The organism is Methylomonas sp., from assembly GCF_023228165.1.
Lineage (GTDB): Bacteria > Pseudomonadota > Gammaproteobacteria > Methylococcales > Methylomonadaceae > Methylomonas.
The window spans coordinates 38,579-50,848 of sequence record NZ_JALOBS010000017.1 but is presented as its reverse complement, the minus strand read 5'-3'; the positions used below and the strand labels follow the sequence as shown (position 1 = coordinate 50,848).

Sequence of the window (12,270 nt, the reverse complement as noted above, 5' to 3'; positions counted from 1 at the left end):
TTCTTTCATTTTGCGATTATTCAAAAAAAGAATTGATATGTTGGTTTTTCATTTAGTTTCGATTGCAATAGGAATTGGTTTTGCAAGAAGTCGGCGCAATTGAACGACAATCGGATCATGAATAGTAACATCTAATAATATCAGCGTTAGTTTTTCGCTGGGGAATAACTCCCGCGTAGCGCTTGAGCCGAAGGCGAACTCCCGCGTAGCGCTCGAGGCTCCGCCGAACTCCCGCGTAGCGCTCGAGCCGAAGGCGAACTCCGTATCAATAATTTCGCCAATCGGAAATGCCGCGATGATGCGCGGAAACTGCCGATATAAATGCGCGGCATTCAATATGCAACGCCGAGTGAGTTGATTTTTCTGAGAAGTCTTCGCAAGAATTTCATCAAAATAAGTAGACGCGTCATCTGGAATGTCTGCTTGTTCGCAATCCGCGGAACGCCGATGAAACGCGCTGACAGTATCGTAACAATCGCGCCGCATTAATGTAAAATTATTTATTATCAATGCGATATCATTCTGCCACTCGCATTCTTCTTGCGAAGGCGATAACGATATCTCGACTTGAAAATTTATTTCTCGTGGTTTGCTAAATGACGCGTCAATTGTCTGAAGACGAGTGATAAGTTTTTGTAGAAATGGATGGTATTCTTGTATTTGCGATTCCGACGGCAATTCCAGCAAATGTGCTCCGCGTTTCATAGTGGTGATTGAATTTGCTGAATGTTGATTCAAAAAAAGAATCTGGTGTCGTCTTTTAATTTTGCTCCGAACCTTTGCGGAATCGGTGAAGCCTCGCTATGCGAGTACTTCACTTGGTGCTGGATCATCAATCTTGAACACTGTCGGAAGTGGTTTTGCAAGTAAATGCGCGATTTCTGCCATTTCTTCATCTTTTTTGCGCTCAATCAATTCAAGAACAAATTGGCGATTTGCGAGAAAATTAGTCGTATCCTCCCAGTCGCACGCAATTGCAATACGAGGAAATTCATGAACAAGCACACACGCACTGATTATAATGCGAACACGTAATTCAGCATCATCGAATAACTTTGCGACATACGAAATAGCAGACACATAGCGTTGTTCAGAGAAACTGTCCGGATGAAAGTGCGTTTGAAAGTCTCTGCTTACAGAAAACCACATATTGCCAGTTTCGATGAATTTGCAATTCGCTGCAAAACGATTACGCAGCACCCTACATTTAGATGATTTGTGATCGTAATTATCGCAAAGAAAGGTGAATTCGCGGATTTTCTGAATATATGGAAGACCAATTGATTCCTCAATTTCAGGACGATATTGCAACATAAATTCGGAGGCATATTCTAAAATTAATTTCAAACTTTGCTTGCGCTGGCGAAGTATCGCGCGTTTATCCATAATCGGCGAACTTACCATTGTTACATTCAACGGCTGTATTAGAATGCGCATTGATTGCATCGGTTTTGCGAGAAGTTTGCGAAGTATAACTATTTTTGGTTCGTGAATATCAGTATCCAGTAGCATTGTTGTCAATATATCACTCGGAAATAGTGCCAAATCTTTCCGCTGTTCAAAAGCAAATTTAGCAGATGGATCGAATGCGACAACTGGCGCAATTGATGATGCTACTATGATGCGAGGAAAGTACGCCTGCAATAAAATCGCATTCATAATACACGAGCGTATTTCGCGTGCTTCAGTAGCTCCCGCGAAGCGGTCGAGGCTTCGCCGAGCTCCATCGGAAGTGTCGAGCCTTCCGCGAGCTTGAAATGAACCACCCAGTAGTTTTTCAACGACCTCTTTCGCGTCTGATGGGTTTTTTTTTGCAAGCTCACAATGTCGGCGCCTATCGCAAAATGTGAGGAAAATGCGATTATCTTCGCTGTGAATCGCTGCGAGATTCTTTTGCAAAAATGCCAATTCTGACCAATATGCGAAATTATCCGGCTCATACGAAGCGCACAACGTGTTTCCGCCAAATTGACAATCTACAGATTTTCCGTTGAATGTCCTTTCATATTTTTCGAGATTTTGAATCAACTCAGATATTGAAGGATTTTCAATCAACGCGCAAACATCAGAATCACTTTGAGTATCCTGTGCCGCACAACTAACTTCCTGAGATTTCTTTTGCTTTGCTACGCAATGCTGTTTTGCTGGCGTACCACCTTTTGCCGAATCGAAAACACGTTTCATTGAAGATGTAAACACGCAGAAATGATTACCTTATAATAGATTATCTTCTCGTTTCAAAAAAAATAATGAAAATTTACACGCAACTTTTCGCGAGATATCGCGATACAAAAAAAGAAAATTAAGCAATTACTTGCTCGTGTCGAGCGGAATCGCTCTCGGCTGCTTCGCTTAGACAGTTTTTAGCGTGGAATCATCTGGCTTGAATATCGCGGGAAGTGGTTTTGCAAGTAAATGCGCGACTTCCATCATTTCTTCATCTTTTTTGCGTTCCATGAGCTCGATAATGAAATTCTTATCGAATAAGAAATTATCTTTCTCTTGCGTCCAATCACACGCAATAATAACGCGAGGAAAATCTTGCATAAGCAGAATCACGCCAATCATCGCCATGACAACTAATTCCGGAACGTCAAATAGCTCTGCGATGTACGTGATGTGCGTAATTTGGCTCCAATTTACCGGAGTATGGCGTTCGCGATCTTCAAATACTTGAAGCCAAAGTTGGCTATCATTCGAGATCCTTCTATTTATTGTACAATTGTGACTCAACGCGAGATATGCGGGGCTGGATAAATCCGGATGCTCGTTATTACAGAGCACGTCCAGATCGCGAATTTGTTGAATATATGGCAACGCGACCGATTTATTAGTATCCAGAATTTGCGGTTGGCTCGATTTTAAAAAGGACTTCCATTTTTCCACTCGCAGGCGATGTATCATAGAATCATCTGCTTCGGCTGCTGGCACTATCGCCATCTGCTGAGACACTAACACATGTATCGGGTACATTGGTTTCGAGAGAAGATGGCGAAGATTAATCATATCCGGCGTCTGTATTTTTTCGTCGAACAGCGTATTTACTAATGCGTTACTTGGAAATATATTTGTTTTATGCTCAGTCACGCCGATCGCGAATGCCGCAACAATACGAGGAAAATCACTCTGCAGCATATTTGCCCTAATAATGCATGCGCGATTAAGGCAATAAACGATTCCGTTTTGTTTGAAAGTCCCGAGATATAGTTCTCGTGTATATGCATACGCGTCTGGTTGTTTATTCGCCGCGACGCAATGGCGTTTTCTATCGCAATACGCGAGAAAGATACGATTGTCTGCGCAGTGTATCTTCATGAAATTTTGTAACATCAATTCAATACTTGAACAATAATCTGGCAAATCCGAGACATCTTCGAATTTGAAATCAATTTGCGGTTTGCCAAAAGTTTGTTCGAGTTTTTCGAGATTCGAGATAAGATTAGAGATTGTCGGATTAGAAATCTGTTTATCATTTTGCGCGAGTCTCATTATCTTTTGAATTTTCTGCTCTTGTTGCTGCTTCAATTCTACTGCACTGAGTCTACCCTCGCGTTTCATGGCTGAGAATGAAATTGATTGTGAAAATTCAAAAAAATATTCGCGTTCAGGGTGCGGTTTATTCTTCATAAAAAAGAATAATGCTCCCGCGTAGCGGTCGAGGCTTCGCCGAGCTCACGAATGGTCTCCACGAAGAGTACTCAGGTTTACCAATCTGCGTTGAACAATTGGCTGCTGACTTTTTTCGGAGAAGAACCCCGCTGGAAGTGGTTTCGCAAGTAAATGCGCTACTTCCATCATCTCCTCATCTTTTTTGCGCCCGAGCAAATCAACGACGAACTTCTTATCGAATAGAAAATTGTTTTCTTCTTGATTCCAATTGCACGCAATGATGATGCGCGGATATTCGCGAATAAGAATACCAGCACTGATTATCGCGCACACGAATGAATCCGAGACGCCAAATAGTTTCGCGACATATTCAATAGAATTGACTCCATGCATTTCCGGTTTCCATAGGGTGTGTTCATTCCGCTCTTTGACTATCTGCGCCCAAATTTTGCTTTTTTCAATAAGCGGAAAATTTGTATCGAAAATAGACTTCATTGATAGTTGCGGCAATGCGGACGGGGCACCGAATAAAGAAACCCCATCGAATCCGCAGATTTCGCGAATTTTCTGAATGTGTTGCGATGTAGCGGATTTTCCATCTTGCGGGCATGCAATTTGTTTTTTTAGAAGCGCTCTCCATTCTATCTTTTGCTGAAGAGCTTCGGCATTTTCCTTCGTTGGCGGATATGCGGGAGATGCTTGCAACACTGGCACTTTAAGTAAAGGTACGACACAAGGAGATTGAATGGTTATGCAAAGCGAGTAAATTGGTTTCGAGAGAAGTTGCCTTAGCTTAACCATTTCTGGCTCTTGAATAGTTTCGTCCAGAAGTGTCGCCGTCAATATATCGCTGGGAAATAGATTTGGATTATTAGGCTTGTCAACATTGATTATTCCAATTGGGAATGCCGCAATGATGCGAGGAAAGCACGAATATAAGGAAACTGCGTTAATTACACAATTGCAAATATAATCCGCATTTTTACCAATCAGTAAATCTTTGACATATTTTGCAGCATCATCTGGCATATTCGCAAGGCGGCAGTGTTTCTGCCGTTCACCAAATATCCGGAAAATTTTACCACCACCGTAGTAGAGTTGATCCTGATTTTTTAACAGCAAATTAATTTCATCACGATACGCGAATCCTGAAGTCGCCGTAGCGAGCCTAAAATCGATTGGATTGTCGAATATGCATTCATACTTTTCGAGGTTCGAAACGAGAACCGATGTGAGTGGATTAAAAATATTTGGACCATGATTTAATGCTGCGAGTGTTTGTTCCATATCCGGTGCAACTGGGAAAACTCTGCCGCGTAACGTCCTCTTTTCATTTGTGGCGCAAGGACTTGCAGAATGTGGCTGTTTTGCTGCGGGAGAACTGTTAATTGGTGTATCAGCTACGCGCTTCATCTTTGATTTTTAATGCGCAAAATTCAAAATAAAGCTCGCCGAGCTTGCCAAATGCTCGAGCCTTCGGCAAGCTTTATTTTGAACTCTTCACCACATAAAATATATAAGCAGATTATTAGCTTCAAAATAAAGGATAAATATATTGTGCTGAGGAATGTTGCCAACTTCGCATATAAAAGCAATATCATTCTATGCGCTTTCCGAATATGAGAAGGAGAAAACGTCCAAAGCCAGAATAACAATCTCGAATCTCTTTCAGGGCGGCATTCCTGGTGATTCTGGACCACTGGACCTTCATCTCGGCACAATAGATTCTGCCTTTCGATGCTCTACTTGCCATCGGACGAAACACGATTGCCTCGGGCATATGGGCACACTTGCGCTAAATTATCCGATTCCTTCACCAATGAACGAAAAAGAGATTCGCCGCTGGCTACGCATCATTTGCTTCAAGTGTGGAAATATTCTTATCCCAGAAGAGAAGTTCATGGAATATGCCCCAAGCGACCGCTTTGCCGTTGTTCATGCCTTTGCGAAAAATAATACAATGATTCTCTGCGCGAAATGTAAATCACCGCACCCGGTGGTTGGAAAAGACAAAAATTACGCGCGATGGTCAGTGGCGAAAATCACACGCAAAGAAGGCGATTCAACGACAGTCCGCACAGAGCCGCTTTATCCACATAAAATTCTTGAAATATTCGAAAGAATAACTGATAATGTTTTGGCGAAAATTGGTAGACCAACTTCCGTCCACCCACGCAATATGATAATGCGCACGCTTCCGATTCCTGCGGTTTCTATTCGCGTAGATAGTCGCAAAATGATGACCCCTGGCGGTGGAAAAAAAGCCCAAAGAGATAATCTGACTTCGCAAATTCAGCGCATCGTAAATAGAAATAAGAAAATCGACCCTCCGGGACCTGGTGAATTAACGCGCGCGTATGTGGAGCAAGTTTTGCAGCTCGATATTGCCATCGGCGCATTTATTCGCGGTTCTGCGGAAGAAGCGCAATCAATCGCGGGGCGCCTCAAGGGAAAAACTGGGCAAATTCGCGCAACGCAGCTCGGAAAGCGCGTTTTCGGCATGTGTCGCGCAACGATTGCAGGCGATCCAACGCTGCGGCTTAATGAGATTACGATGCCGCTTTCTTTTGCGCAAACTGTGCAAATAGAAGAGATAGTTCAGCCGTTTAATCGTGAATGGATTATGACTTTCATTAGAAATGGCAGAAATCGCTATCCCGGTTGTTCGAAAATAATCAAGCATGCCACTGGCGCCGCATTTACGCCAGATTCACAGCAGGCGCTTAACATCGAAAATGGCGATATTATATTTCGAGATGTGATTACTGGCGATTATGTTGGCTTCAATCGGCAACCATCACTTGCAATTTCTAATATTACTGCAATGCGCGTTATTATCGACCCCGGCTCATATGTAGTGCGCATGAATGTCTTGATTTGCCCGTATTTCAACGCGGATTTCGATGGCGACCAAATGAATCTCATCATTTTCAGCGGCGTATCCGCGATAAATGAGATTAAGATACTTTCAACGCCAGATAATTGGTATATTTCGCATACTTCTGGTTCGCCGCAGTTAAAGCAGACGAATGATTCCATCATTGGGATGTTCGAATTGACCGAGGAAGATGTCTATCTTAATAGAATGCACGCGGCTATGCTATTCTCTCGAACTATCGTAACGCCAGTAATTCCTCATGCGGAATTCATTACTGGGCGCGATGCTGTTTCTCTTGTGCTGAAAAAAACGCCAATAAACTTTAATCGCGTATCGAAATTCTACAATCCATCAGCACCATGGATGCAATGGATGGAACGAAAGCCGAATTCAGAAAAAGTAGAAATTGTTGATGGCGAGTTGCGGCGCGGATGCCTGGATCAATCGTCATTAGGCGACCAGCCGAATGGTCTTTATCATTGCGTAGCAACAGAGCATGGTCCTGAGCGCGCGATGGAATTAATGTTCGACATGCAGCAACTCGCGATTGCCTATATTTTGCAGCACGGATTCACAATTGGCATTCGCGATTTGATTATCAGCGATGAACAGAGCGTAAAAACCGCAGAAGTCGCAACTGAAATCACCGCCAAGGCGTATCAAGATGCGAGGAATCTTCTCGAAGGAAAACTCATACCGCGCATTGGCGAAACTGTGCGTGAATTGTTTGAGACACTGCAAATTAACACGCTGCGAGTTATGGATGATTTTGCAGAGCCAGTTATTCGCGGCATCGACCCAAAGACGAATGGATTATTTCGCCTCGTTGCAACTGGGTCGAAAGGGTCGATGTTTAATGTTTATAATATCTGTTCCGCAAATGGGCAGACAATTATCAATAAAAAGCGCCCAGCAGAGAAATTCAGTTATCGCCGCTGTTTGCCTTATTATCGTCGCGGCGATCCATCGCCAGAGGCACACGGATATATAGCTAATTCATATATTAATGGTCTTGCAGTCGATGAATTCATATTCAACGCGATGAACGCGCGATATGACCTTATTTCGAAGGCACTTTTCACCTCGATAACCGGCACGCAGAATCGCGATGCGATTAAGAATTTGGAGTCCATCATTACGAATAATTTCAGAATGGTCGTAAAAGGGGCAAATATTCTGCAAATGGCATACGGCTCCGATTTCTTAGACCCGCGATTTATTATTAATGTGGAATTCCCAACGGCAAAATTGTCCGATGCGGATTTCGTCGCGAAATATCGCGTGATTCCGGATGGCGTGAAGGGAATGGAGAGCAATTTCGCGGACGCATTCGAAATGTTGCGCGACGACCGCCAAAAATTCAGAGACTTATTTATGCGCAGAGAAAGCATCTACAATCGCGAGCGCTTCAAGTCAAGCACGTTGTGGATTTGCAATCCAATAAATGTAATCGCAAGTGCGAAACGCGATTTTCCCGTGGTTTTACCCGCAGAAGGCTCAATAGAGCGCGCGCTGCAGCATATGGAAATGCTAAAAATGGTATTGGATTTCTGTAGTGCGCTGCCATATTTATTCATGAATTCCAACTGCGCAAAGAAAAAGTCGCCAATCCCGCATTATATTCGCGTCTGTTCTTGGTTATCTATTGCGTATATTAGGGCGTATTTCTGCCCAGCGAAACTGCGCGAACTCCAAGTAACTCCGGAAATTCTAAAGAAAGCATTCGATGTGATTCAGATTACGCTTTTGCGCGCGTTGATTGACCCGGGCACTGTCGTAGGGATTATCGCAGCGCAGGCATTTAGCGCGCCATTTACGCAAGAAATGCTCGATGCGCATAAGAAAAGTTCAGAAGGCGGCACATCTACGGCGAATGTAAGCCGCAGTAAGGAAATTCTATCGGCGCGCGATGTCGACAGAATGGCAGCACCGTGTTTGACGATTCCACTAAGCGGCATTGCGAAATATGATATGAATGCCGCAACGGCGATTGCCAATGAACTGGAAGTTGTGCGTTTTCGCGATGTTGTGGATTCGACGCGGATTTTCTTCGAGAAATATGGACAAATGGCGCATACACTCTCGCAGGCGGATGCGTGGTTGCTTCTGGAATTCGAGAAACTAAATAAACTTTATGAGCGCCCCGGCGATTTGGCGAATTGGTGCATTCGCTTCGAGCTAAATCGCATCGTCTTTATTTTGAAGAATATTGGAATGGATTTTCTCGTGACGAAATTGCGCGAGAAATATCCGAACGCATATATCGTCAATAGCACGGAACGCGCGAGCAATCTCGTAATTCGCTTCTATTTCCGCGCGACAATGTCGCCTGCGAGAGAAGCCACAAATCTTGCGGATTATGAGAAGATTCGCGACGGAATACTCAATACTATTCTTCGCGGCATTGATAATATTCACGGTGCAAAAGTGGAGAAATTGATGCGCTCGAAAGTACGCGATGATGGCGCAATTGGCGACGATGATGGAAGACTGTGCATCAAAACTGACGGCTCTAATATCGCCGGAGTGTCGACTTTTCTTCGCGATAAAATTGTCTGGCAAGAAATTCAGACAAATGCGATTCAAGAAGTGGCGCGGATTTTCGGCATTGAAGCCGCAAGGCAAAAAATAATTGTGGAATTGCAGACGCTCATCGAATATTGTAATCAGCGGCATTACATGATATACGCGGATGAAATGACGAGTACTGGCGTTGTTACTTCAATAGAGCGCAGTGGATTGAATACGCGAGATAAAAATAATATTGGGCTTCGCCTTGGTTATGCAGCGCCAGTGCCGACACTTAGCGAAGCATCATCAGAAGGATTGAAGAGCCCAATAGAGGGTCCGAGCAGTGCAATGATTATGGGAACTGTGCCATTCATTGGGACAATTTACAATGCAGTGCAAGTTGATCCAGAAGTTATTCAGCGCCATATTAAGTCGTCAGAGCAAGTTCTCGCGGAATTGCAATAAATTGAATTTTCGCTTCGGATAATTAACCATGGGCAATAAACGCGCAAATAAAGATAATGATTCTATTAAATTTCTCCCAGGAAACGCGAAAGCGCAAATAAAAGATGAATCATTCTATCCCGGCAATAGAATAAATTGGAAATGTTATGGTCAACGTCATGGATTATGCGAAAACCCAGATTATATTGGATGCCCCTATGGTTGACCATTTCTAAATTCGCTACTGCGATTATTTTTTGAGGGAAAAAAACAACCAAAGACTAATGACGATTATTTGCGATTAAGTGCTCAACTTCCGCAAATGTCTGTCGCACAAATGCTGTCATGTATTTATCTTTGAAAGGAGTGTCCAGCCAAGCAATGGCGAATCTAAATCTGTCAAAATGAAGTGTGTCGTTACTACAAATGGCGAAAAGATATTCAGCAGCATGTGTACCAAACATGCCAGTACTAATGAATAATAATATCATGCGCGCGATTTTCGCGAATATAGGAGAATACTTATTTTTAATGATTCGCATGCTACAAGCTCTGGTAAAATACGGAATAAAGAATTCCATATCGTTGGCAAACAATAGGCACTTTCCAGGACTAATTGGAACATCAATATAACTATCAATGTTGCGCATAATAAGTTTATCTAATGGCGCGTTTTTAACTAACGGATTTACGAGATATTCCGGTCGCGATAAACGCGCCTTCAATGCCGAGTACCGTATTTTGCAATTTCGCCAAATGTGAAATTAACTCGGATTAATGTGTTCCAACAAGTGAATAAGCGAATTTGCAACGGCTTGCGAAAGTGGTTGCATTTTCTCTATTTCGCAAATCTTCTCTCGCACTTTGTCTTTTTCCTCGCAATATTCCTCGATGCGCTGTTCGATATATGCAAAAACGCGAACTTGGAGAAAATCATCAATAATTGTTTTCCAATCGCATGAAATAACGCGCCAGTGAAATAGCACCAGCGCTCCGTGGTAGCCATCGAATATGATTTCGAAAATCGGCATTAAACATTCCGGCGCGAATTTAAGCGCGAAATTGTCCGTTTCCATTTTGTATTTTAGCAGTTTGCAATTCAAAAAAAGATTAATTTGGCGATACAGGGCACTCGGTCATTAAGCTCGCGGCATCGGCGAAAATCCTGAATTCTGGAATGCCAACAAGCTCATCTTCGCAGCGTTCGAGTGCGTATTGTACGAACCACCTAAGAGACGATAGGTGGTGGTCACAAATAGTGGCGAGATATTCAGCAGCGTTCGCGCCAAACATGCCGCCATTTATGAGAAATAAAGTCAATCTTGCCATATTGAATACCTGCGGATGAATTGATTTTTCGCGAATTTGCGCACGTAAAACCCGCGTGAAATGTGGAATAAAGAATGTAATATCATCGGCGAATGATTTGCATTTCTTTTTGAGGTCATTATCTCCAATGTACCAATCAAATAGTTTTGCAATTTCTTTATCTGATTTCTTATCTGCTAACGATAATTCGATATTGGACCTCGATTGCAATAAATACCTTTTCAATGTGATACATCTCAATTTCATAACGCGCCCAAATGCGAATGCAATGGGAAAATACGCGCGAAGCGCCAAAGCGGCGATTATCATTTCTTGCGCGGATTGCGAAATTGGAAGATGAAGTTTTGCGATTTCGTGAATTTTTTCTATTACTTTGTTTTTGTCATCTGTCGCGCAGTTGGTTAATTGCTCTACGCACTTTTCAACGCGCGTGGAGATATTATTTTGGAGAAATTCACCAATAATCGCCTTCCAATCGCGCGAAACGCTGCGCCAGAGAAATAAAGTCGCGAATCCGCCTTTTTTTTGGATAGCGCGCCAAAAATCGGCAATAAGCAGGCGGAATTTGAGTACAATGTACAGTTTTCTGCCATTTACGCGTGTTATAAGAAATGAACTGCGCGTTTCAAAAAAAGCACTTTATGCCAATTGCTCTATTATTCGCGCAACTTCGCCGAAAATCTTGAGCTCAGTAGTTCGAACAAGCGCAATACTAAATTCAGAATGTAATGCTTCATGTATGAACCATTTCAGATTATCTATGTTGTGATTACAAATAATCGCGAGGTATTCCACTGCTTTTGCGCCAAAAGACCCGGCATTAAGAAGAAGTAAGACTAAATAGCAGATATTAATCGATGTTCGGGGAAAATGCCTTTCTCGTACTTGAGCATTAATAATACGCGCAAAGTACGGAACGAAAAAGGGGATGCGCTTTGTGAAGAATTTATATTTTTCTTGTAAATCGTAACATCCTACATAACGTATGAAACACCACGTGATACGATTATCTAATTCTGAATCTTCTGCCATTGAACTGATGTCAAAATTCAGCATCAATTGTTTTTGTAACGCAAAAACTCCAATTCGATTAATATTATTCCCAAATGCGAAGGCGAGTGACTCGCTATGCCGGATTTTTATCGCAATGAGTAGCATATTCACGATTGTTTGCGAAATTGGCAGGTGGTGAGAATCGATTTTGCGAATATCGTCAATTGCATTCCATTGTATGTAAGTCACATCGCAAGCATCCTCGATACATTTCTCGATTTCTTCAGGAACACGCCAATGCAGTAAATTATCGATGGTATTTTTCCAATCACGCGACACTTCACGCAGGCGAAATAGAGTTACGATTCCATCTTTTTCTTTGGATAATGCTTCGAAAATCGGCGATAAACACACCGAATTTGAAAATAATGTGCATCTTTCTGCCATTTTATGGCGGAAGTTATATGAGAAGAAAGCGCGTTATTTCAAAAAAAACACTTTATGCC

The 12,270-nt window shown here is 42.6% G+C and carries 9 protein-coding genes; 1 reads left to right on the top strand and 8 read right to left on the bottom strand.

Annotated features, from left to right (window positions below):
- Positions 1-48 precede the first annotated feature (48 nt).
- The 4 genes from M0R33_RS13900 to M0R33_RS13885 form a co-directional block, all read right to left on the bottom strand.
- Positions 49-705, bottom strand: coding sequence for a hypothetical protein (locus tag M0R33_RS13900; protein WP_292570221.1), 657 nt, complete (start codon positions 703-705; stop codon positions 49-51).
- A gap of 96 nt (positions 706-801) precedes the next feature.
- Positions 802-2,184: a hypothetical protein gene (locus tag M0R33_RS13895; RefSeq protein WP_292570218.1), complete on the bottom strand. Its 1,383-nt coding sequence runs from the start codon at positions 2,182-2,184 to the stop codon at positions 802-804.
- A 168-nt stretch (positions 2,185-2,352) separates the two neighbouring features.
- On the bottom strand, positions 2,353-3,627 hold the full coding sequence (locus M0R33_RS13890; protein ID WP_292570215.1) for a hypothetical protein: 1,275 nt from the start codon (positions 3,625-3,627) through the stop codon (positions 2,353-2,355).
- A 45-nt stretch (positions 3,628-3,672) separates the two neighbouring features.
- Positions 3,673-5,022: a hypothetical protein gene (locus M0R33_RS13885; RefSeq protein WP_292570212.1), complete on the bottom strand. Its 1,350-nt coding sequence runs from the start codon at positions 5,020-5,022 to the stop codon at positions 3,673-3,675.
- Positions 5,023-5,176: 154 nt separating this feature from the next.
- Here M0R33_RS13885 and M0R33_RS13880 point away from each other — a divergent pair, with 154 nt between their 5' ends.
- Positions 5,177-9,463 (top strand): hypothetical protein, encoded by a 4,287-nt coding sequence (locus tag M0R33_RS13880; protein ID WP_292570209.1) that lies wholly within the window; start codon positions 5,177-5,179, stop codon positions 9,461-9,463.
- A gap of 260 nt (positions 9,464-9,723) precedes the next feature.
- On the opposite strand, the gene M0R33_RS13875 is transcribed toward M0R33_RS13880, so the two are convergent.
- The 4 genes from M0R33_RS13875 to M0R33_RS13860 form a co-directional block, all read right to left on the bottom strand.
- On the bottom strand, positions 9,724-10,092 hold the full coding sequence (locus M0R33_RS13875; RefSeq protein WP_292570207.1) for a hypothetical protein: 369 nt from the start codon (positions 10,090-10,092) through the stop codon (positions 9,724-9,726).
- A 114-nt stretch (positions 10,093-10,206) separates the two neighbouring features.
- Positions 10,207-10,518, bottom strand: coding sequence for a hypothetical protein (locus M0R33_RS13870; protein WP_292570204.1), 312 nt, complete (start codon positions 10,516-10,518; stop codon positions 10,207-10,209).
- A gap of 34 nt (positions 10,519-10,552) precedes the next feature.
- Complete coding sequence (locus M0R33_RS13865) at positions 10,553-11,080, bottom strand: hypothetical protein (protein WP_292570201.1); 528 nt, start codon at positions 11,078-11,080, stop codon at positions 10,553-10,555.
- Positions 11,081-11,410: 330 nt separating this feature from the next.
- Positions 11,411-12,211, bottom strand: a complete 801-nt coding sequence (locus tag M0R33_RS13860) for a hypothetical protein (RefSeq protein WP_292570198.1) — start codon at positions 12,209-12,211, stop codon at positions 11,411-11,413.
- Positions 12,212-12,270 lie beyond the last annotated feature (59 nt).